This is a genomic window from Streptomyces sp. Act143, assembly GCF_003143935.1.
GTDB lineage: Bacteria > Actinomycetota > Actinomycetes > Streptomycetales > Streptomycetaceae > Streptomyces.
Genome location: NZ_QFRX01000001.1, coordinates 4755712 through 4777468, shown reverse-complemented (window position 1 = coordinate 4777468; position 21757 = coordinate 4755712). Strand labels below are relative to the sequence as shown.

Annotated in this window: 21 protein-coding genes and 1 pseudogene; 14 read left to right on the top strand and 8 right to left on the bottom strand. The window is 68.9% G+C overall.

Annotated elements, in window-relative coordinates; genetic code table 11:
• Nucleotides 1–19 precede the first annotated feature (19 nt).
• The 4 genes from DI272_RS21575 to DI272_RS21560 are packed head-to-tail and all read right to left on the bottom strand — an operon-like array spanning nt 20 to nt 3736.
• Nucleotides 20–871 carry a hypothetical protein gene (locus tag DI272_RS21575; protein ID WP_109496949.1) on the bottom strand — a complete coding sequence of 284 codons (852 nt, stop codon included), beginning with the start codon at nt 869–871 and terminating at the stop codon, nt 20–22.
• A complete protein-coding gene (locus DI272_RS21570) occupies nt 868–1863 on the bottom strand; it encodes a hypothetical protein (protein ID WP_109496948.1) in 996 nt (331 codons plus the stop codon). Before DI272_RS21570 ends, DI272_RS21575 begins: the two co-directional genes overlap by 4 nt.
• Nucleotides 1860–2909 carry a TMEM14 family protein gene (locus DI272_RS21565; protein WP_109496947.1) on the bottom strand — a complete coding sequence of 350 codons (1050 nt, stop codon included), beginning with the start codon at nt 2907–2909 and terminating at the stop codon, nt 1860–1862. The genes DI272_RS21570 and DI272_RS21565 overlap by 4 nt, the downstream gene beginning before the upstream one ends.
• Complete coding sequence (locus DI272_RS21560) at nt 2906–3736, bottom strand: ABC transporter ATP-binding protein (RefSeq protein ID WP_109496946.1); 831 nt, start codon at nt 3734–3736, stop codon at nt 2906–2908. Before DI272_RS21560 ends, DI272_RS21565 begins: the two co-directional genes overlap by 4 nt.
• Between DI272_RS21560 and DI272_RS21555 the strand changes: the two genes are divergently transcribed.
• The 3 genes from DI272_RS21555 (at nt 3735) to DI272_RS21545 (ending at nt 10017) form a co-directional block, all read left to right on the top strand.
• Nucleotides 3735–5330: a recombinase family protein gene (locus DI272_RS21555; protein WP_109496945.1), complete on the top strand. Its 1596-nt coding sequence runs from the start codon at nt 3735–3737 to the stop codon at nt 5328–5330. The two genes, DI272_RS21560 and DI272_RS21555, sit on opposite strands and share 2 nt — an antisense overlap.
• Before the next feature lie 908 nt (nt 5331–6238).
• Nucleotides 6239–7543, top strand: coding sequence for an AAA family ATPase (locus tag DI272_RS21550; RefSeq protein ID WP_146238376.1), 1305 nt, complete (start codon nt 6239–6241; stop codon nt 7541–7543).
• A gap of 1235 nt (nt 7544–8778) precedes the next feature.
• Nucleotides 8779–10017: a phage major capsid protein gene (locus tag DI272_RS21545; RefSeq protein WP_109496943.1), complete on the top strand. Its 1239-nt coding sequence runs from the start codon at nt 8779–8781 to the stop codon at nt 10015–10017.
• A 63-nt stretch (nt 10018–10080) separates the two neighbouring features.
• Here the strand turns inward: DI272_RS21545 and DI272_RS21540 are convergent, their stop codons facing one another.
• On the bottom strand, nt 10081–11292 hold the full coding sequence (locus DI272_RS21540) for a helix-turn-helix domain-containing protein (protein WP_109496942.1): 1212 nt from the start codon (nt 11290–11292) through the stop codon (nt 10081–10083).
• A gap of 500 nt (nt 11293–11792) precedes the next feature.
• Here DI272_RS21540 and DI272_RS44575 point away from each other — a divergent pair, with 500 nt between their 5' ends.
• From DI272_RS44575 to DI272_RS21535, 3 genes are read left to right on the top strand one after another with little or no spacing between them, the layout of a single operon-like run.
• Complete coding sequence (locus DI272_RS44575) at nt 11793–11960, top strand: hypothetical protein (RefSeq protein ID WP_181387271.1); 168 nt, start codon at nt 11793–11795, stop codon at nt 11958–11960.
• On the top strand, nt 11957–12202 hold the full coding sequence (locus tag DI272_RS44215) for a hypothetical protein (protein WP_146238375.1): 246 nt from the start codon (nt 11957–11959) through the stop codon (nt 12200–12202). Before DI272_RS44575 ends, DI272_RS44215 begins: the two co-directional genes overlap by 4 nt.
• On the top strand, nt 12199–12483 hold the full coding sequence (locus tag DI272_RS21535; protein WP_109496941.1) for a hypothetical protein: 285 nt from the start codon (nt 12199–12201) through the stop codon (nt 12481–12483). The genes DI272_RS44215 and DI272_RS21535 overlap by 4 nt, the downstream gene beginning before the upstream one ends.
• 248 nt (nt 12484–12731) lie before the next feature.
• Here the strand turns inward: DI272_RS21535 and DI272_RS21530 are convergent.
• Nucleotides 12732–12884, bottom strand: a pseudogene (locus DI272_RS21530) (ABC transporter ATP-binding protein); the annotation flags it as partial.
• Complete coding sequence (locus DI272_RS21525) at nt 12881–13444, bottom strand: GntR family transcriptional regulator (RefSeq protein WP_109496940.1); 564 nt, start codon at nt 13442–13444, stop codon at nt 12881–12883. The pseudogene DI272_RS21530 and the gene DI272_RS21525, both read right to left, overlap by 4 nt.
• Before the next feature lie 232 nt (nt 13445–13676).
• On the opposite strand from DI272_RS21525, the gene DI272_RS21520 reads away from it, so the two are divergent.
• Genes DI272_RS21520 through DI272_RS21500 form a run of 5 tightly spaced genes read left to right on the top strand, consistent with a single transcriptional unit; the run spans nt 13677 to nt 18040 of the window.
• Nucleotides 13677–14216, top strand: a complete 540-nt coding sequence (locus tag DI272_RS21520) for an RNA polymerase sigma factor (protein ID WP_109496939.1) — start codon at nt 13677–13679, stop codon at nt 14214–14216.
• Nucleotides 14213–15031, top strand: a complete 819-nt coding sequence (locus DI272_RS21515) for a hypothetical protein (protein WP_109496938.1) — start codon at nt 14213–14215, stop codon at nt 15029–15031. Before DI272_RS21520 ends, DI272_RS21515 begins: the two co-directional genes overlap by 4 nt.
• Nucleotides 15028–15888: an ABC transporter ATP-binding protein gene (locus DI272_RS21510; RefSeq protein ID WP_109496937.1), complete on the top strand. Its 861-nt coding sequence runs from the start codon at nt 15028–15030 to the stop codon at nt 15886–15888. The genes DI272_RS21515 and DI272_RS21510 overlap by 4 nt, the downstream gene beginning before the upstream one ends.
• The gene (locus DI272_RS21505) at nt 15885–17405 is read left to right on the top strand and encodes an ABC transporter permease (RefSeq protein ID WP_109496936.1); all 1521 of its coding nucleotides are present in this window, start codon (nt 15885–15887) and stop codon (nt 17403–17405) included. The genes DI272_RS21510 and DI272_RS21505 overlap by 4 nt, the downstream gene beginning before the upstream one ends.
• Nucleotides 17396–18040, top strand: coding sequence for an ABC transporter (locus DI272_RS21500; RefSeq protein ID WP_258314623.1), 645 nt, complete (start codon nt 17396–17398; stop codon nt 18038–18040). Before DI272_RS21505 ends, DI272_RS21500 begins: the two co-directional genes overlap by 10 nt.
• A 225-nt stretch (nt 18041–18265) precedes the next feature.
• On the opposite strand, the gene mshD is transcribed toward DI272_RS21500, so the two are convergent.
• Nucleotides 18266–19192, bottom strand: coding sequence for a mycothiol synthase (gene mshD / locus DI272_RS21495; RefSeq protein WP_109496935.1), 927 nt, complete (start codon nt 19190–19192; stop codon nt 18266–18268).
• Nucleotides 19193–19386: 194 nt separating this feature from the next.
• Between mshD and DI272_RS21490 the strand changes: the two genes are divergently transcribed.
• The 3 genes from DI272_RS21490 to DI272_RS45425 all read left to right on the top strand — a co-directional run bounded on the left by DI272_RS21490 (nt 19387) and on the right by DI272_RS45425 (nt 21747).
• The gene (locus tag DI272_RS21490; RefSeq protein WP_109496934.1) at nt 19387–21192 is read left to right on the top strand and encodes a bifunctional UDP-sugar hydrolase/5'-nucleotidase; all 1806 of its coding nucleotides are present in this window, start codon (nt 19387–19389) and stop codon (nt 21190–21192) included.
• Between the two features lie 250 nt (nt 21193–21442).
• A complete protein-coding gene (locus tag DI272_RS45430; protein WP_258314622.1) occupies nt 21443–21574 on the top strand; it encodes a hypothetical protein in 132 nt (43 codons plus the stop codon).
• A gap of 47 nt (nt 21575–21621) precedes the next feature.
• Nucleotides 21622–21747 carry a hypothetical protein gene (locus DI272_RS45425; RefSeq protein WP_258314621.1) on the top strand — a complete coding sequence of 42 codons (126 nt, stop codon included), beginning with the start codon at nt 21622–21624 and terminating at the stop codon, nt 21745–21747.
• The last annotated feature ends 10 nt before the right edge of the window (nt 21748–21757 follow it).

The following is a 21757-nucleotide window of genomic DNA, read 5'->3' as shown; positions in this document are numbered from 1 at the left end:
CGGTCGTCCGGCGTTGCGCTCACGCGGTGCGGCGGCGCAGCAGGAGGAAGGCGCCGGCCGTCGCGGCGGCGGCGACGGCCAGGAGGAGGCCGGTCTCGACGTACTGGAGCGGCCAGTAGTGGGACGCGGGGTGGTACGTCAGGACGGTCTCGCCCGCCGCCCAGTCGACCTGGTAGTACGAGCGGGGCGGTTCGAAGGCGCCGACGTGGGTGAGCGTGGGCCACAGGTCGGCGCGGAAGAAGTCCACGGCGCTGTGCAGGACCAGGCAGCCGGCGAAGGCGGCGGCGGCGCCTGCCAGGGCGCGCCCGGTGAGCAGGCCGGCGAGGGTGCCGAGGGCGAGGCCCGCGAGGGCATGGGCTACGGCGGCCGGGCCGGTGCCGACGAAGACGTCGGCGGAGTACCAGTCCCCGACCAGGTCGGGGTTCTCGTCCCCGCGGGCCCAGTTGTTCAGCAGGACGACCGTGCCGGTGCCCGCCGTGAGCAGCGCGGCCGGGACGGCGAGCCGGCCCGCCAGCCAGCGGGCCGGGGGCGCCGACTGGGTCCAGGCGAGCCTGGCCGTCCCGGTCTCCAGTTCGCGGCCGACGACGGCGCCCGCCCAGGCGGCCACCGGGAACATGAGGAGCGCCAGGCAGCCGGTGACCAGGGCGATGCCGTCGGCGTAGGTCGCGTCGGCGGTGATCGCCTCGACCGCCGAGCAGAGCGGCAGGCCGTCCTGGGCCGGCACCGCGCAGGCGCTGACACCCTCGCGGGCCTTGTCGGCGAGGACGTGCAAGCGGATCAGGTACGTCGTGGCGGCGGCCAGCGCGAGGACCCACAGGAGCGCGGCGGGGCGGTGCAGCCGCAGGGTGCTGCGGACGGCGAGGGTGCTCACGCGGCGGCCCCGGTCGGCCCGGTCTTCCGGCGCAGCAGCCAGAACGCGGCGCCGACGGCGATGGCGGCGACGCCCAGCAGGATGCCGGTCTGGATGAGCTGGAGGGGCCAGAAGGCGGAGGAGGGGTGGTAGTCGGCGTAGAAGGCGACCGCGTTGTGGTCGGCCATGCACTGCGTGAAGTTGTCCCCGCAGGTCGGGTAGGGGATGCGGGCGCCGGTGGAGGTGAGCATGCCCTGGTCGCCGTACAGGACGCTGTCGCCCTGGTTGGGCCACCCGGAGTCGAGGGACCCGGTGGCGGTCTTCCACGGCCACAGGTCGGGGGTCACCAGGTCGGCGACGTGGACGACGGCCCAGGTGACCGCGGTGCCGAGGGCGAGCGCGGGCAGGGTGCGGCGCAGCAGCAGGCCGGTGAGGGCGCCGACGGCGAGGGCGCACAGGGGCAGGGCGAGGGCGACGGGGCCGTTCGCGACGAAGGTCTCCTCCTCCGCCCAGCGCAGGAACACCGGGAACGGGTTCGCCTCGAAGACCAGCCGGTGGACCACCACCAGCACGGTCGTGCCCGCGGTCAGCAGGGCGGCCGGCACGGCCAGCTCGGCGACCAGCCAGCGGGCCGGGCTGACGGACTGCGTCCAGGCCAGCTTCGCGGTGCCGTTCTCCAGCTCCCGGCCGATGAGCGCGGCCCCCGCCCAGGCGGCGACGGGGAGGCACAGCCAGGTGAGCGCCATCTCGGGAAGCCGTACGGCCCGGTAGTAGCCGTTGATCGTGGTGTCCCACATGCAGGCGTCGATGTCGTCGGGGCACTGCTGCCGCCAGTTGTTCCAGGCGTCGGTCGCGCCGGGACCGTACGCCCACAGCAGGCTGCCCGCGGCGGCGGCCACGACGATCAGCCAGACGATCAGCGCGCTGCGGTGCAGCCGCAGGACCGTGCGGCCGGTGGCGGCGGGTCTTCCCGCCAGGGGCGCCGGGGCGGCGGCGGTGGTGGTCGCGCTCATGCGGGGGACTCCTGGCGGGGCGTGCGGGCGGGGAGGTTGCGGACGCCGGTCGCGCGGTGCAGCAGGCGGAAGGCCAGCAGGGTCAGTACGGCGGTGAGGGCGAGGACCAGGGCGGTCGCGGTCAGTTGCAGGGGCCAGTAGTGGGACGCCGGGTGGTAGTCGCGGTACCAGCCGACGGCGTCGTGCCGCTCGTAGAACGCGAGGCATGCGTCGGTCTCGGCGTTGCGGCAGGTCAGGTCGGAGACGCGGGCGCCGGTGGCCGTCACGATGCCCTCGTCGACGGTGATGCCGGTGCCGCCCGGCACGAAGTGCCGCAGGCCCACCACGCTGGTGGCCGAGGTCCACAGGTGGGGCACGACCTGCTGGACGGCGTACCAGAGCAGGCCGGTGAAGCCCAGGCCCGCGGCCAGCGCGGGCAGGGAGCCGCGGCGGAGCAGGCCCGCGAGGGCGCCCCCGACGAGGCCGGCCAGGGCCAGGGCGACGACGACCGGGCCGTTGGCGTAGAAGGTGGAGGTGTCGTACCAGGTCTTGGCGGAACCGATTCTGCCGTCGCCCGCCGCCCACGCCAGGCGGTGCAGCAGGACCAGCAGCCCGGTGCCCGCGGTGACCACGGCCGCCGGGAGCGCCAGCCGGGAGGCGAACCAGCGCAGCGGTGAGGTGCTCTGCGTCCAGGCCAGCCGCGCGGTGCCGGTCTCCAGCTCGCGGCCGGTGAGGGCGGCGCCCGCCCAGGCGGCGACCAGGAAGGGCGCGGCCAGGACGGCGAAGGTCGTATAGCTGTACACGTCCCGGTAGTGGACGATCGCGGCCTGGTCGTACGCGCAGGTCGCCGTCTGGCAGGCGTCGTACGCCCGCCAGGCCGCCGCGGACGCGTCCGCGAGCGGACCGCGCAGCCACAGCAGGACGGCGGAGACGGCGGCCACCACGGCCGTCCAGGCGAGGAGGGCCGGGCGGTGCAGGCGGATCAGCCAGCGGGTGAGGTGCGGGGCGGCGGCAGCGGGCGGGTTGGGGTGCGGGGCGGCGGAGGCCGGCGGGGTGAGGGCGCTCATCCGACGGACTCCGCACGCGACTTCGCCGGGGCCGTGGCCGTCGTCGCCTCAGGGTTGCGCAAATAGGACAGGACCAGCTCCTCCAGGGAGGGCGCGGCGGGGCGCCAGTCGGCGGGGAGCGGGGCGGCCGGGCGGACCAGGGCGGTGAGCCGGCGGCCCGTGGTGCGGGACTCGACGACCGTGTGCGGGGCGAGGTCGGTGTCGGCGGCGGTCGACACGCGCGCGTGCGTCTCCAGCAGCTCGTCGATCTCCCCGGCGAGCCGGACCCGGCCGCCGCCGATCAGCAGCAGATGGTCGCAGGAGTCCTCCAGTTCGGCCACGACGTGCGAGGACATGACGATCGTGGTGCCGTGCTGGGCCGCCTGGGACATCAGCACGCCCATCAGCTCGTGCCGGGCCAGCGGGTCGAGGTCGGCCATCGGCTCGTCCAGGAGCAGCAGTTCGGGCCGCTTGCCGAGTGCCAGGGCGAGCGCGACCCGGGTGCGCTGGCCGCCGGACAGCGAGCGGACGCGGGCCTTGGGGTCGAGATCGCCGCCGGCCACGACCCGCTCGGCGGCGCGCGCGTCCCAGCGGCCGGGGTTGAGGTCGCCGCCCATGCGGAGCGTCTCGGCGACGGTGAGCTGGGGGTAGAGCGGCTTGTCCTGCGCGACGAAGCCCACGCGGGCCCGCGCCTCGCCGGGTGCCGTCCCGAGCACGGTGAGGGCGCCCTCGGTCGGGGCGGTCAGGCCCGCGGCGAGGGAGAGCAGGGTGGTCTTCCCGACACATGACCTGTGTGCCCAATCCGCTAGCCCTTGACAGGGCCGCACACGGAGGTCACCAGGACCCATGACCACGGCATTGACCAGGCCAAACGTACCCGCACCCGTCGCCCTCGCACGGCTCAACGTGAGCTATGACCGCGTGTCGCTCGATGAACAGCAGACAGGGCGGGGTGTCGCCTCGCAGTACGAGGAAAACACAGAATTCGCCAACGAGATTGAGCACCCCATTTCCGGGCGCTACTCGGACAGTGGATTTTCCGCATATTCGGGCATTGAACGGCCGGACTATCAGCGGTTGTTGCGTGACATCGTCGCCAACCTCATTGCCGTTGTGGTGGTTTGGCACGCGGACCGGCTAACCCGTGACACGGCAGAGGGGTTGGCGTTCATCGAGCTGTGCCGAAAGCACAAGGTACGGCTTTTCAGCGTGCAGCGCGGTTCGGAATACGCGTTCAGCCGTGCCAAGGGTCGAGCCGATTTCCTGCGAGACATCGTGGCAGCGCAGGAAGAATCCGCACACAAGGGTGAGCGGGTCACCCTCGCACGCAAGAGGCAGGCGAAAAACGGAGAGTTCGGCGGAGGAATGCGCCGGTACGGGTGGGGCGTCGAGACTGGGCGCTTTCGGTCCGTGTGCGTGAATCCCAAGGCGCCCATTGCGGAACGGCGTTACGAGGATCGCCCCATCCTCGACATGAGCAAGCACCGACCGGCGGAGGCAGCCGAAATCCGCCTGTGGGCAAAGGAATTGCTTTCGGGAGTTGCCGTGGCTCAACTGTTGCGCGATTTGGAAAAGCGCAAGGTTCCGACTCAGGCACAGACGGACGGACGTACCGACAAGCGGACGGGCAAGACTGGTCAGAGCAAATGGAGTAGCCGAACCATTCAAGGGATTCTCACCAGTCCCCGCGTTTCCGGTCACGCCGAGTACCGGGGTGAAATCGTCAAGCGTGACGCCTATGACGCGATCATTCCGGAGGACACGCGGCAGGCGCTCATCACGCTTTTCGCCAACCCCGCCCGGAAAACCTCGCCCGGCAACACGCCCAAGTGGCTTGGCAGCCTCATTTATGAGTGCGCCGTGTGCGATGACGGTTCAACGCTCACTGTTCGCGCCAACAACAAGGGTGAGCCTGCGTACAGGTGCCGGACGTGCACCCGTGGGAAGCAATTGGCCGTTCCGCTCGACCAGCACATTACAACCCTGGTCATTGAGCACCTGTCCCGCGAGGACGTGGCACAACTGATTCCCTCAACGCCCGAAATCGACTTTGCCGCCCTGCGCACGGAGGCCAAGGAACTTGAGGGCAGGAAGCAAGAGGCAGGCGTTTCCTATGGGCGCGGCAAGATCACCCTTGCTGTGCTGGAAACGGTGACGTCGGAAATCGACCAGCGACAAAGCGAGATTCAGGCGCAACTCACGGCCGCAGCCTCCGAACACCCGTTGGCGCCATTCCTGGGCGCCCAGGATGCTGCCGCCGTGTGGGAAGGGTTGTCCCTGGGCCGTAGGCGGGAAGTGCTCAAGGCGCTGGGCCGAATCACGGTGAAGCCCAGGAAGCACCCCGGAGCGGCCCGCGTACGCCCCTTGCTCGACACGTCCGCCGTTGAGTTCACGGTGAGGCGTCCGGCGCCCGTACAGGGCGAGCAGGACCTAGCCGCGTAGGCGTCCGGTACAGAGCGCCCCCGCCCGATACCTGGGCGGGGGCGCTTTCGTGCGTCTGCGGGCCGTACAGGCTGCGCAGGGCCTACGGAACGTTGCCGCCCAGGTTGCACGCAACTCAGGAATCCCAGGGCGCAGCGTCGAGCCAATCAAGGAATTGCAGCGCCCTCACGGGTGGACAGGTTGTGATTCCCAGGTTGCCCCCTGGGCGATACCGGCAGGGCACCCGTTCAGCTACGGCGGTTAAGCGCGCACGCTGGGCGGGTCCTCATTCCCTAGCCGGACGGAGCATCCCCCATGGCAATCTCACACGAGAAAGCCCATATCCGGGCGCGCATTGCCGGACGCAAGCGGCAGGACCCGCGAGCGGACGTGACCGAGGAACGGCGCGAACTCAAGACCTTGTCACTTGAGGAACACATCAGGGCCGTATTTGCGAGCGCCCCAACTCCCAACCGCGCCCAGGTGGCACGTCTGCGCTCCCTCTTGTCCTCGCTTCACTAACCCCTGAGTACTTATCCGGCCCGCAGGCCACGAACCTTGACAACTCAACAGAGAGTGGGCTCAACAACTGAAGAGAATAGGCCAGAGAAAACCCAAACCTACCTATCTGGAGGGAGCACCACCATGCCCAAGAAAAAGAAGAAGAGAAAGCCTAGGCCGGCGCCAGTAGGACCACCTAAAACGGTCCTTACGTTCGCCCAGAACTATAAATGCAGCCACTGTCACTCGCGCGTTGCTGACATCGTTCAAGACTCATCCGGGGTGTATCACGTCCGGGTTGGGCACGATGAAAGCTGCCCGGTATTGCGGGGGGTCCTGCCGGACGCACCCGATGCTATGCGGGCAGCCATAGCCACCGGCCACGTTTCGAGGGTCATAGACGGTGACCCAAATAGCGGGGGTACCGGTTGAGTGAGGAAATCCGGGAACTCCCACAGTCAGAGATAGACGCTCGCCTCGCCCTGGCTTGGTTGCTCGACCCGCATAAGCAACCGCTAGAAAGTCACAGTGAGGAAGTGCAGCGCCTAGTAAGCGTCATTTCGTCAAACCTCAGCGTTCAACGCGTTGACGACGAAACCGAGGCACTAATAGAGGCGCACAGGCGCAGGGAGGCCGTACTACGCGAGGCGCAACGGATAGCGAATTGGGAGGAAGCCAAGACGCTAGCCAAGAAAATGATTGCCGAGAAAAACGGCAAGGGTCCGTCCTGGGCGCCTGTCGACGTTGCCGCAGCATGGGAGGACGCACAGACAGAGACACAAACCGACGTCGGCAAACTGTCGGGTGACATGCCCCTAGGGGTTTTCTACCGTGGAAAGATCAACGGCGTACATGCCGAGTCGGAAGCGGGTAAGTCTTGGCTTGCCTGTTTGGTTGCCGTACAGGAAATCCGGGCACGCAGACATGTTGCCTATATCGATTTCGAGGATGACGCAGCCTCTATTGTCCGGCGCCTCAAAGCGCTGGGAGTCAGCCGCGAGGAACTAGCGGAGTTCTTCCACTACTGCAACCCAAGCGGGCCGCTCACGGATGCCGACGAAAGCGAGTTTCAACGGCTCATCTCTCTGGGCGGCAGCCTCGCCATATTCGACGGAATGACAGAGGCAATGGCCCTTGAGGGATTGGACGGCATCAAGGCGGAGGACGTAGCCGCGTGGCACGCGAAAGTGACCAAGGCTTTCGCAGCCGCGCAATGGGCCGTTGTAGTGCTCGACCACGTGCCGCACGACGGAAACCGCGCCATCGGATCACAGCACAAAAAGTCGGCACTCACGGGAGTGTCCTATTTCCTTGACCCTGTCCATCCGATCGGTAAAGGCGTGATCGGGAAAAGCAGGCTCAAGGTTGAGAAGGACCGGCCCGGATGGGTGCGCGCCAATGCCGTACCGGGGAAGACTCCGCAGCACTTTGCAGACCTAGTGATTGATTTCAAGGACAAGCCTATGCCGGTAGCCAACCTGTGGCCAGCAAGGGCAACGGAAGACAAGGGGTATGAGTCGGAGCCTCCGGAGCGCCTGAGAAAGTCGGTGCTCGCATTCGTCAAGGCCAACCCAGGCGCGAGCAAGGGCGCTGTACGGCGAGGCGTCAAGGGCGGAAACGGAGAGATTGACTGGGCGCTGGAGTGGCTTAGCGATCACGCCCAGGTGAGCGTCAGAAAAGAGGGGCAGACGCGAAAGCACTACCCTGCCAACCCTGCCGGAACCCTGCCGTAACCCCGCCGTACGGCAGGGCTTGTAATGTCCCTTTTGCCCCTGCCACCCTGCCCCTGCCTCTATAGGCAGGGCAGGGGGCAGGGCAGGGCACAAGACAGGAAGGCAGACAGAAAGCAATCAAGATCAAAGGCAGGGTCGTAATGCTGGGCGCTGTGCACAGATCCCGGATCACTGGACATAAGCAAATGATCAAGTGCACTATTGAGGGGCGTCACGCATGCCCGCAATTCATTGACACCCCCTGGGCGTCCGACCGAAGATAAATGGGCGTCCGGCATGCCCGGAATCCTGGGCGCAGAACTCAGGCCCTTGCCCCCTGGGCGGGGCCTTCCTCATGTCCGGCCCCAGCACGCGCCACGCTGCCCCCTGGGCGCGTCCTGGGCGCCTGCCGGTACCGGGCGCCACCCGACGCAGGAACGACCCTCACGGGCGCTCTGGGCGTTCCTGCTGCCGACCGGCCCGCCGCATTGCAGGGTGACTGTGGGTCGGTCGGCTGCCCGCTCGCCTGGGCGCACACACAGCAGAGGGGGCAGCCATGAACCCTGAATGCACAACCGACGGATGCGCCGCATCCGCCATCGCTCGCGGACTCTGCCGACGTTGCTATATGGACGCGCGAGGCAGACGCCTCGGACCATGCACAGAGGCAGGCTGCACGCGTCCTCAACACGCACAGGGCTTGTGCATGACGCATTACTGGCCCATATGGCGGAGCAGGAGAAACAAAGCGCCCGACAACGTCACCGCATAACCCGCCTGGGCAGCGCGACACGCACCCAAGCGGCACAGGCAAAGACGCAGGTCACAGGCGCAGGCCGGCGGAGCGCTCACCACAAAACCGCAGGTCAGAGGCTTGCGTTTTTTAGAGGGGCAGGCTTCCCAGCACCGTGGCGATCTGCCATTTTTTTCTGCGATGAAATTTCGCTCAGTGATCTTGGGTCCGGTTCGCCTAGGGCCGGGCCCAATCGAGTGGCTTACCGGGCGCGAGGTATGCCCCTTTCTACCTCGCACCCGCTGTAGCCGCTCACTTTCACGGGACAGGGCGCCACCCATCCCGAGAGAGACAACTTAATAGCGCACACACGAAACCCCCGGTCCCTCAGACAGCCGGGGGTTTCGTGTGCGGCAAAGGGACAGGCTTAATCCATCCCTCTAACTAAATACCGTCATTACCAGGCAGGGCGAAACCCACCTGAATTCCAGTCACGACAAATGGAACAGGTGGGTAACCCATCATGTCTTCTGAACTCATTAATAGGCTGCATGAAAACAGGCAGCGCACTTGGAACGAAGCTAAGGCGCTCGCGGACCGTGTGGACGCTGAAAAGCGCGGTTTCTCTGGCGAGGAAGAACGCCAGTGGGAACGTCTGATGACGGACATTGACACGTACGACCAGCGCATTCACGAGATTCAGGCGCAGGAACGCAGCGCACAGGCTGCATCCGACGCTCTTTATGCGGCTGGGCATAGCGCGCGTGGCGTGATCCGTAACGAGGAACTCAGGGCCTGGGCGAGGGGCCAGGGTGGGCGCGGTTTCGAAATCCGCCACCCTGGGGGACCGATCGATTTCCGCACCCTCTCTAACCTGTCGGCCGGCGCAGGCGGAAGCACCGTTCCGCAGGGTTTCTATAACCGCCTCATGGCCCATCTGATTGAGTCGTCGGGGGTTATGCAGGCAGGGGTTACGGTCCTCAACACGACAAGCGGTGAAACGCTGCCGATTCCCAAGACCACGGCTCACAGCACCGCCTCACTGGTCGCGGAGGCGGGAACTATCTCGACCAGCGACCCGGCTTTCGGTTCGGTCGACCTGGGCGCCTATAAGTACGGCTGCAAGTTCCAAGTCAGTACGGAACTACTCACGGACACAGGCGTTGACCTTGAGGGGTATTTCGCCATGCAGGCAGGCAGGGCCCTGGGCAACGCGTTCGGGGTGCACGCCCTCACGGGAACGGGCGCAGGGCAGCCGCGAGGCATCCTCACGGACTCAACGGCAGGCGCTACCGGCGCAACGGGCCTGAGTGGTGGTTTCGGCGCCCAGGAAACGGCGGACAGGGGTGCCGATTACCTCATTTCCCTGTTCTATAGCGTGATTGCGCCCTATCGGCAGTCTTCCTCTTGCCGTTGGATGATGGCGGACGGCACTGCGTCAACCATTCGCAAGATTAAGGACGCGACTAACGGCCAGTACATTTGGCAGCCGTCAACGATCGCAGGGCAACCCGACTTGCTTCTCAATAAGCCGGTTGTCATTGACCCGAACGTGCCCGCAATCGGACTGTCGGCCAAGTCGGTTATCTTCGGCGATTTCTCGCAGTATTTCGTGAGGATCGCTGGGGGTGTCCGATTCGAGCGCAGCGACGATTTCGCGTTTGACTCCGACCTTGTGACGTTCCGTGCGCTCATGCGCGCCGATGCGGCAATGGTCGACCTTACCGGCGCAATCAAGCACTTTGTAGGTGGCGCATCGTAAGCGGCAACAGAATTGGGCCCCTCTCGACCCTTGACGGGTTGGGAGGGGCCCTTTTCTGCGTTCCTAGGCTGCCTCGTCGAGAACTTCCCGCACTTCCGGCACGTCCCGGAATTCTTCCAAACGATGCAACACCACCTTGACGCGCTCCGCCGTGCGCTCGCTTGCCACGTCCGCAGAAAGCGTGATGACGCGTTGGGCCGTTGCCGCCGCTTCCTCTGGCTCATTGGCGTCTGCCAGAGCAACGGCAAGCCAAGAGAGGTACAACGCCAGTTCCCGCGTATGCGTGGCGTCATACCGGGTCATGACGTCCCGCAGCAACGGAACCGCGCGCAACGGGCGTTTCAACTCCGTATAGACGCGCGATTCCATCACTTCCAATTCGCCTGCCTCAACCCAATACAGGTATTGGGGTGACTCTCGCCCCTCGCTATCTTCGGCCAACGCTTCCGATGCCTCGCCCAGGGCGCGCATTGCCGGTTGCGGTTCGTTGGCTTTGGTGTGCGCCCAGGCAACGCGGTCAAGGTACAGCGCACGTGCTTTCGCGGGCGCATCCTCGCCCGCCTGGGCGAGCGCTGCCCGCGCAAGTGCCAGCCCTTCCTTTTCCTGCCCTGTGTTGCTGTATTGGTAGGCGAGCGATCCGGCAAGGTTGCCAACTAGCGTGTTGTCTCCCGCTTGCTGGGCAGCGCTCATGCCCAGTTTGTAAATGCGCTCCGCTTCCTCATGGCGCCCAGCATCGGAAGCAATCCAACCGGCAATCTGTGCCAACTCCCCAATTTGAGAGAGCAACGCGCGCCCGACTTCCTCTGTGTGGCTTCCCTCGCGGTACAGCTTGACGGCAGAACGCAACTCCCTAAGCGCTGGGCCGATTAGGTCACCACCCGCTAGGACATCGTCCGCGAGGCGCAATCCATGCACGCGGCCGGCTAGGTCGGTAACGTCCCGCGCACCAATTTGGCGCCCCTGTCTGACTTTCAACGGCGCCAATGGGTCGGCGTCCGGAAGAAAGTCAGCAACCGTCACGGGATTGGCGCCCTGGGCGTTACTCGCGGCTGCCTGTTCCAACTCGACCGCAGACACGCCCAGGGCGGCAGCGATGAACGGCAGCCATTCACGCGGGGTGCGTTTTCCCTTCTCCCACCGGTAAACGTCCTGCCGCGTGAGCGATTCGGGCGGCAAGCCTGCCGCACGGCATGCCTCCGTCGCTAGCCGTGCCTGACTCCACCCCTTGGCCTGTCGTAGGCGCCGGATCATGTGGGCCGCTGTTTCACCGCGCATGCCCCAAGTCTGGCCTACAACGGGCCTACATGGGGCCGCTAGGCACCGATCGGGCAGGGCGGAAGCGTGGTCAGACGACAGACCCCGGCGACCGCGCGAACGGCCCCGGGGCACGGCCAACGCTTCCAAGGAGCGCTGACAATGCAGTTCCTATCACGTGCACTCGAATGGGTTCGAGTGGTCCTGTTCGGACCGCGCACCCCAGGCAGGCACAGCAGTGCCCACACGCCCCAGGAAGCGCCCCAGGCGCCCCGTACCGGGCCCAGGCCGGACGTCATGGGCGCCCGACTCGTCACGGCCCGCAGGACCCGCAGGGACAGGCGCCCAGCGCCCCCGCAGCCTCACCCCCGACGCGCGCCCCGTGACTGGGAGGCAGAGGAAGCCTGGGAACCCGTAGGCGCCATGGTCCGGCCCTACGTGGCACACCTGGGCGTGACGCCCAGGACGGCAGCCGCGAGCGCCCAGGCAGCACCCTGGGCAGGCCCCTGGGCGGGTGCCTCATGAGCGCCTGCACGCAATGCGCGTCATTGGAAACGCTGAAAGCGTCGACCAGTGACGAAAGCCTGAAAACAGACTGCGCCGTTTTGCTGCGCCGCCACCCGGAACACGGCACCTATCCGGAATCCGTCGTGCAGGCCCTCGAAACCCTGCAAGGGGGCGAGCGATGAACGCCCAGCAACGCGCCGGATATGACGAGAGAATCGGGAAACTGCACCGTGACCCGCAAGGGCGGGTAGGCATTCTCACTGACATTCTGGGCACAACCGCATATCTGCGCCCGGAGCGTGGCGGGCGGGAATGGCCTGTGTCCCTCGATGCCATCGAGCCGGTAACCGACAAAGCCCAGGACCGTGAGGTGTTGAGCGCCAAAGTGGCCGATGCCAACCGGCGCTCAAGGGGGGAACTGTGACCCGCTCCATCATCAAGGCAGCCGAATGGACGCTGGGGCCGGAAACGGCGGAGGGCGCCCCGGAGGGCATCTATTCCGCCGTGTGCATGGCCTGTGGGGCGGAGGCCAAGCCAACTGACAATGAACCTTTGCCGGTTGAGGTTTGGGCCATCAAACACACGGGCCTCAACCCGACGCATCGTCAGTACAAAGCCATGGTCGAAACGTATTGGCGGGTGACCCCTGCGGAGGGCAACCCGTATCGGGAAATCGACGCCCAGGAAGCCACACAGGGCGCCTGAGCGCCCCAGCACGACCAGCACCACACCCGATGGCTGCCGTTCCGGGGCGCTGCGAGGCGCAAGGGCAGCACCCGCTAGACACCCGTCCCGCTTCCCCCGACGGGACGGGGCAACGCCCCCAACTGTGCGAGCAAGGGCCGCAGTTGGGGGCTCGTTGCGTCTACGCCCCCACCTGGGCGTTTGCCCCCCGCGTGCGCCTCGCTACGCAGGGTTGCGCCTCTGTGGGAGAATCAGGCACACAGGTCATGAGTGGGGTTGCCGGCACCGTTGGGGCCGACCATCGCGCACACCCGCCCGGCGGGGAGCGCGAAGGAGCAGTCGCGCAGGGCCCAGCCGGCGCTCCGCCGCAGCCTGCCGAAACGCTTGCCCAGCGCGGCTGCCTCAAGGGCGGTGTCGGTCATGAACGGTCTCCCTGGCTGTGCTCGGTCGAGGTGGGTTGTCCGGAGGGCTCCGGCGAGGTGGGTTGCCCGGCGGGCTGTGTCGAGACGGGTGGCGCGGAGGACTGCGTCGTGACGGGTGGCGCGGAGGGCTCCGGCGCGATGTGCGGCGCGGCGGGCTGCGGCGCGATGTGCGGCGCGGCGGGCTGCGGCGCGAAGTGTTTGTCGAGTACGGCGGTGAAGAGGGCGGCCACGTCGTCCCGGTCGAGACCGGCCTCGCGGGCCTTGGCCGTCCAGCCGTCCAGCTCGGCGTTGAGGGGCGAGTGGGCCGGGGCGGCGCCGAGGCCGCGGCGCACGAAGGTGCCGAGCCCGCGGCGGGCCTCGACCAGTCCCTCGCGCTCCAGTTCGCGGTAGGCCTTGAGGACGGTGTTGGGGTTGATGGCGGTGGCCTCCACTACCTCGCGAGCCGTGGGGAGCTTGTCGCCCGGCTCCAGGTGGCCCAGTCGGAGGGCCTGCTTGGTCTGCTGGACGATCTGGACGTACGTGGCGACCCCGGAGTGCCGGTCGATGCGGTACTCGAGCACCCGTGAACCACCCTTTCACTAATTGAGTAGTGAAAGGGTGGTGGAAGGGGAGTGGGAAAGTCAAGCGGAGCCCTGCGGGCAGGCCGACCGCGGAACGCTGCGGGCAGGCCGGCCGCGGAACGCTGCGGGCAGGCCGACCGCGGAGACCTGCGGGAAAGTCGGTCGCGGAGCCCCGCGAAAAATCGATCGTGGTTGCGTGAACCGATCGGCGGGGCTCGTGCGATGAGGAGATGTGAGCGAGACGAGAAGCGACGGCGATCTGCTGCGGGCCGCAGCGGACGGGGACCGGCGCGCCTTCGAGGAGCTGTACCGGCGGTTCGCGCCCTGGCTGACCGCGCGACTGCGGGGCCGGTGCGCCGACGCCGCGATAGTCGACGACGTCGTCCAGGAGACGTTCCTCGCGATCTGGCGGGGCAAGGCCCGCTATCGGGAGGACGGGGACGTGGCGGGCTGGCTCTGGCGGATCGGGTCGAGACGCCTGGTCGACGCGCTGCGCGGTGACGGGGCGCGGGGCCGGCTGCGGCAGGCACTGGCCAGGCTGCGGCACCGGGACGAGGCGTCCGCGGAGGAGCGCGTGCTCGCGGGGGTGGAGCACGGGGACCTCGCGGGCGCCCTGGTCCGGCTCTCGCCCGAACTCCGCGCGGTCCTCCAGGCGACGGTCATCGACGGGCTGAGCACCCGCGAGGCCGCCGTCGTCCTGGGGATTCCGCCGGGGACGGTCAAGACGCGGGCGATGCGGGCCCGCAAGCAACTGCGGGAGGCGCTGGCATGACATGGCACGTGGACGAACAGGACCTACGGGCCTACGCCCGGGGCGAGCTGGCGGCCCCGCTGCTCTGGTCCGCCGACACCCACCTGATGTCGTGCGGGCATTGCCGGGCGACGCTCGCCTCGGTGAGCGACCCGGCCGCGCTCGACGTCGGCTGGGAGCGGCTCGACGCCGAACTCGACGTCCCCCGACGGGGCGTGTTCGAGGCGCTGCTCGTGCGGCTCGGGGTCGCCGACCATGTCGCGCGGCTGCTCACGGCGACGCCCGTGCTGCGCCGCTCATGGCTGGCGGCGGTGGTGTTCCTGCTGGTGACGACGGTGGGCGTGGTCTACACGGCCGACTCGCCGGCCCTGTTCCTCGCCCTCGCCCCGCTGCTCCCGCTCGCCGGGGTGGCGCTGTCGTACGGCCCCGCGCTGGACCCGACCTATGAGATGGCGGTCGTCAGCCCGGTGCACGGCTTCCGGCTGCTGATGATCCGCACGGTCGCGGTGCTCGCCGCGGTCCTGGGGCTCAACGGCCTGGCGACCCTCGCCCTCCCGGCCTACGGCCTGCGCGCCCTGGCCTGGCTGCTGCCCGCGCTCGCCCTGACCGCGACCGGGCTCGCGCTCACCCCGCGCCTGGGGCCGGTGCTCGCGCCGTCCCTGGTCGGCGGTGCGTGGGTCGTGCTGCTCGTCGCCGCCGAACGGGCCGGTGACGGCCCGCTCGTGCCGTTCACCGCGGTCGGCCAGGGTGCCGCCGCGGCGGTCGCCGCCCTCGCGGTCGGCCTTCTCTTCCTCGTACGTGACCGTTTCGACGTTTTCCACAGGAGTTCCGTATGACACCCACTGTCTCCGCCGAGGGGCTGAGCCTCCATTACGGCGGCACCCGCGCCCTCGACGACGTGTCGCTGCGGCTGACCCGGGGCGTCACCGGGCTGATCGGTCCCAACGGGGCGGGGAAGACGACCCTGTTGCGGGTGCTGGCGACGGCCGTCCCGGCCGACCGCGGCGCCTTCACCGTCCTCGGTCAGGACCCGGCCACCGCGCGCGGCCGGCAGGAGGTGCGGCGGCGGCTCGGCTATCTGCCCCAGGCCCCCGGCTTCCACCCGGACTTCACGGCCTTCGAGTTCGTCGACTACGTGGCGATCCTCAAGGAGCTCACCGACCGCGACGCCCGCCATCGCGAGGTGCGGCGGGTGCTGGACGAGGTCGACCTGGCCGACGTCCGCGGCAAGCGCATCAAGAAGCTGTCGGGCGGCATGCGGCAGCGGGTGGCACTGGCGGCGTCCCTCGTCGGCGACCCGGGCTTCCTGGTCCTGGACGAGCCGACGGTCGGCCTGGACCCCGAACAGCGCATGAGGTTCCGGGAGTTGATCGCACGGGCGGGCGAGGGCCGGACGGTCCTGCTGTCCACCCACCAGACGGAGGACGTGGCGATGCTCTGCCACCGGGTCGTGGTGATGGCCGGCGGTCGCATCCGCTTCGACGGCACCCCGGCCGAGCTGACCGCGGTGGCCGCCGGACGCGTGTGGAACAGCGCGGAACGCGACCCGGGCGCGAAGGCCGGCTGGCGCACCGGCACCGGCTCCTTCCGCAACGTGGGCGATCCGCCCGCCGGCGCCGACCTCGCCGACCCCACCCTGGAGGACGGCTACCTCCTCACCCTGGACGACGCGGGCGTGGAGGTGGCGGCATGAGCGCGGTACTGGAAGCGGCCCCGGCCGCCCCGCAGACGCAGTCGCGCACCTCCTCGGCGGCCGTGCTCGCCCTGGCGCGCTTCGAGGCGCGCCGCCTGCTGACGACCGTCCCGGTAATCCTCGGCTTCCTCGTCTACGCGGCCTGGATCGTGTGGCGCGGCCTGGACTACGCGGACGGCTACCCCGCCCTCCAGGACGCCGACCGCGCCACCCAGGGCGGCCCGCTCTTCGTCGGCCTCGCGGTCCTGCTGGCCGTGAACCAGGCGGTGCTGAGATCCCGCCGCCGGGACACGGAACGGCACTTCACGGTGCTGGTCATGACCCAGGCCCGCCGCACCGCCGCGCATCTGCTGTCCGTGGTCCCGGCCGTCCTGCTCACCGCGGTGTGCGTGGCCGGGCAGTTCGGCTGGCAGGCCCTCAAGCCCGGCGCGCTCGGCCACGGTTCACCGGGCGAGCTGCTGGTGGGACCGCTGACGGTGCTCGCGTTCGGGGCGGCCGGGGTACTGCTCGCCCGCCTGGTGCGGACGGCCTTCACGGCACCGCTGGTCGTGGTCTTCATCCTGTTCCTCTTCCTGCTCAGCACCGGCGCCGGGATCGACGAGGGCTGGACCCGCTGGCTGACCCCGGTGATAGGCACCGCCAGCGCCGACACCCTCCCCTCCGACCTGATCGGCCGGCCCGCCGGCTGGCACGCGCTCTATCTCGCCGCACTCGGCCTGACCGTGGCGCTGCTCGCGATGCTGGCCGGCGGCGGCCACCGCGCGCGGTCCGTGTACGCGGGGTGCGTCGGGGCGCTGGCGCTGACGGTCCTCGGCGCGGTCGCCCAGGGCCAGGGCGTCTCCGCGGACGTGACGGCCGCCCGGGAGCGGGCCACCCTCCACCCCGAGCAGGTGCAGACGTGCGTGGAGCGGGACGGCTCGCGGTACTGCGCCTTCCCCGAGTGGCGGGGCCGGACCGCGGACTGGGCGCGGACCGTGGCCGAGGTCCAGTCCCTCGCCGGCGGCGCGGCCCACGACCAGGCGCTTCTCGTACGCCAGCGGATCGACGCGCGCTACGGCCTCGACGGCGACGCCGCCCTCGACCCTGCCACGACCCCGCACCAGGTGACGGTGAGCACCGCCTGGGGCGGCAACCGGATCCCCGAGTTCTCGGCCGCCGTCGCCGGGGTGCTGGTCACCGGCGACGAGAAGACGATGGGCGAGCTGTGCGACGGCCGCATGGTCACCATCATGTGGCTCGCCCTGGCCGGGCAGTCCGACCCGATCGACTCCTTCAAGCACGTCCGCCTCGACGACAGCCTGAGCGGTTCGGCGATCGTCCTGTCCCAGACGAATCCCCTGACGATGACGGCGGGCCAGACGACCGTCGTGCGCAAGCTGCTGGAACAGCCGCGGGACGCGGTGGCGGCGAAGGTGAAGGCGAACTGGGCGGAGCTGACGTCCCCGAAGGTGACGACGGCCCGGGCGGCTGAGCTGCTGGGCGTGACGGGGAAGGTGGGGGCGGACAAGTGCGACTGACCCGTGCGTTGGCGGTGCCCGTCCTGCGCACCCTGCCCTGGCGGGCCCTCGCGGCCGCCGGAGGCGTGGGCCTGCTGATCGCCTCCACGGCACGGCTGCTGCACGAGACCGACGGCCTGCTGGCGCTCAACCTGCTGCGGGCCGCAGCCCTGGCCTTCGCCCTGGGCCTGGCGTTCCTGCTGGACGACCCCGCCCGGCACACCACGACTCCGGTGCCGCCCCGCCGACTTGCCCGCCAGGCCCTCCGGGTCGCGCTGGTCGCGCCCGTCACCGCGCTGTGCTGGACGGCGGCGGTGCTGCTCGTGCCGGACGAGCTACGTCCCCCGGTGGGTGACGTGACCCTGGAGGCGGGCGCGGCCTTCGTCTGGACGCTCGCGGCAGCGACGGCGGCGATCCGCTTCACCCAGGCGGCGGAGCCGGGGCGGGCGGTGGCCGGCGCGGTGCTGACCTCGGCCGTGCTCGGGCTCCTGCTGTGGCCGAGGCGGTGGGCACTGTTCGTGGGGACGGGCGACGAGAGGTGGGCGGCGGCGCATGACCGGTGGGTGATGGTGGTGGTCGGCGCGTTGGTGGTGTGGGGAGTGTGCGGGCCCGAGCCCCTGAGACGAAGGGCGCCACTCCGCCTGTCCGGCGCTTGAGGACGAGGCCCGTTCAGGGCCGACGGCCGGGGGTCGGGGGCGGCAGCCTTTGGGAGGGGGCGCCGACGGCGGGGGTTCGGGGGCGGCAGCCTTTGGGAGGGGGCGCCGACGGCGGGTTCCGGCGGCGGGTCCGGCGGCGGCCGTCCCCGGGAGGGAGACGCCGGCGCCGGGCGCCGCAGCCTCCGCGGCAGGCGTGGCCTCGGCTCAAGCCCGCCGGCGTCCCCTTCACGTCTCGGTGCGGTACATCAGATCCGTCTCGTGCGTCACGAACCCCAGCCGCTCGTACACCGACACCGCCGCCTTGTTGTCCGCGTCGACATAGAGCATCGCGGTCGGCAGCCCCTGCTTCGCCAGATGCCGCAGCCCGATGGTCGTGAGGGACTTGCCGAGGCCGCCCCCCTGCACACCCGGCTTCACCCCCAGCACATACACCTCGCCCAGCTGCTCCGCCGCGTGGACCTTGGTCCAGTGGAAGCCGACGAGTTCCTCGCCGCGGAAGGCGAGGAAGAAGCCGGCGGGGTCGAACCAGGGCTCGGCCATCCGGTCGTCGAGGTCGCGCTGGACGAGGGAACCCTGCTCGGGGTGGTGGGCGAACGCGGCGGCGTTCACCGCGAGCCAGGCGGCGTCGTCGGTGCCGGGGACGAAGGACCGTACCGTCACCCCCTCGGGGAGCACCGGCTCGGGCAGGTCGAGGTCGGTCAACGACCGCCGCATCTGCCGCAGCTCACGGAACAGGGTCAGGCCGAGCACCTGGGCGAGATGGCGCGCGGCGGCGTGACCGCCGTGGGCCCACACCCGCAGCCGCTTGCCGGAGGCGGCGAGGAGGGCCGAGCCGAGCGCCCGGCCGTGGCCGCGACCGCGGTGCTCGGGGTGGACGACGAGTTCGGCGGCCGGGGCCTCCACGGGGTCGGTGTCCTCCAGCTGGGCGTAGCCGACGAGTTCGTCGTCCACGGTCAGCAGCAGATGGGCCACGCCCTCGCGGGCGCCGCCGCGCAGTTGCAGCCGGCCCTGTTCCGAGACGGCTTGCTGGCCGTCGGTGCGGGCGGCCGCCGCGAGGAGCGCGAGGACGGCGTCCGTCTGGTCCGGGGAGAGTGCCGAGTAGGTCTGGATGGAGCGAGTGCTGCCGGGCCGCACGGTGTCGTCGCTGGTCATGCGTACGAGGGTACGGCGGGGAGCCCGCAAAGTGGCGGCACCGCAGAACCCGCAAAGCGTCAGCAAAGGAAAGGGCAAAGGGAAACCAGGATGTAACCAAGAACCCCCTGTCGTGCTACGCGCGTTGACTCTAGGCTGCGCCGGACGGAACCCACTTGCTCAGATCTGATTCCGGACGACTTACAGGGGGGCGTATGCCAGCCATGTCCCAGCCGCCGCACCGCCGCAGACGGACCGTACGACTGCTCGCCGCAGCCGCCGGTCTCGCCACCGCCGGTGCCCTCGCCGCCGCGCTGCCCTCGTCGGCCGCGCCGGTCGAATCGGGCAAAAAGGGTGCATCGTACAGCCGTTACCAGGACGTGCAGCTGCTGTCCTTCAACGACCTGCACGGCAACCTGGAACCGCCGTCCAGCTCCTCCGGCCGGGTCACCGAGCTCCAGGCGGACGGCACCACCAAGACGATCGACGCCGGTGGTGTCGAGTACCTCGCCACGCATCTGCGCGAGGCGCGCGCGGGCAACAAGTACTCCATCACCGCGGCCGGCGGTGACATGGTCGGCGCCTCGCCGCTGATCTCGGGCCTCTTCCACGACGAGCCCACCATCGAGGCCCTCAACAAGCTGGACCTGGACGTCACCTCGGTCGGCAACCACGAGTTCGACGAGGGCGCCGCCGAGCTCCGCCGTCTCCAGAACGGCGGCTGCCACCCGACGGCCGGCTGCTACACGGACGAGGAGTTCGCGGGCGCGGACTTCCCGTACCTGGCCGCCAACGTGCTGGACGAGAAGACCGGCAAGCCGATCCTCAAGCCGTACTGGGTGTGGAAGAAGGACGGCGTCAAGGTCGGCTTCATCGGCGTGACGCTGGAGGACACCCCCGGTGTCGTCTCCGCCGACGGCGTGAAGGGCCTGAAGTTCAAGGACGAGGTCGAGACGATCAACAAGTACGCGCGGGTGCTCCAGGCACAGGGCGTGAAGTCGATCGTGGCCCTCATCCACGAGGGCGGGGCGCCGGCCTCCGGGGCGTACAACTACGACTGCGACTCCCCGGGCGCGGGCGACGGCATCTCCGGCCCGATCGTGGACATCGCCAAGAACATCACCCCGCAGGTCGACGCGCTGGTGACGGGCCACACCCACGCCGCCTACGCCTGCACCGTCAACGACCCGGCGGGCAACCCGCGCACGGTCACCTCGGCCGCCTCCTTCGGCCGCCTCTACACGGACACGACGCTGACGTACGACCGTTGGACGGGTGACATCGCGCGTACGTCGGTGAAGTCGGCGAACCGTGTGGTCACCCGGACCGTCGCCAAGGCGCCGGACATGACCGAGCTGATCAGCCGGTGGAACACCCTGGCGGCGCCGGTCGGCAACCGCGCGATCGGCTACATCTCCGCCGACATCCCCAGCACCGGCACCGAGTCCCCGATGGGCGACCTGATCGCGGACGCGCAGCTGGCGTACGGCAAGCAGCTCGACCCGGAGACCGACCTGGCGCTGATGAACCCGGGCGGTGTGCGGGCGGGCCTGACGTACGCGCAGAAGGGCACGGAAGGCGACGGGGTCGTCACCTACGCCGAGGGCTTCACGGTCCAGCCGTTCTCCAACACCGTGAACCTCCAGGACTTCACCGGCGCCCAGCTGATCAAGGTCCTCCAGGAGCAGGTCAGCGGCGTGAACGCGGCCTCCCCGAAGATCCTCCTGCCGTCCTCGGGCCTCACCTACACCCTGGACCTGACGAAGACGGGCGCGGACCGGATCGTCGTCGACTCCGTCAAGCTCAACGGCGTCGCCCTCGACCCGGCCGCCACCTACCGCGTCGCGACCAACAGCTTCCTCGCGGGCGGCGGCGACGGCATCACCACCCTCGGCCAGGGCACCAACGACGTCGTCGGCACCGACGACCTCGCGGCCCTGGAGCAGTACCTGACGGCCAACTCCTCGGCCGCCAGTCCGATCGCGCCTCCGGTGACGAACCGGATCACGATCGTGCAGTAACCCGCCGGAGAGCAGAAGAGGCGGTCGCGTCGAGTCCGACGCGGCCGCCTCTTCGCGTATTAAAACCTGTGTGAACGGCGGATTGGTTCCGCCCGGCGCCTGAAAAATGGTCTCAGCCGCAATTCATCGAGGTCTCAGTGAAATTGGCTTTTTCCGTGTCCGACGTCCCGTAATGTTTTCCGTGTCGAAAGCGAAAGATCCGAAAGACGCGAACGACATGAACGGCACGTACGAGACGAAGGAGAAAGCAATGAGCTTCCACAAGGTCACCCCCGTCAAGAAGGCCCGCAAGTCCGCTCCGGCCCCGGCCCCGGCAGCGAAGAAGAAGGCCCAGGTGAAGAAGGCGACGCCGCAGCGCCGGCCGATCTCCCATAAGAACTGAAATAAGACCCGCATCATCTGAACCTAATAACCAGGGAGGGAATTCCCATGAGCTTCCACAAGATCGCCCCCATCGCCAAGAAGAACACCCAGCCCGCCGCGCCGGCGTCGAAGAAGAAGGCTCCGCAGCGCAAGCAGGCCCGCCCGGTCGGCAACAGGAACAAGGGCTGCTGACACCCGCATG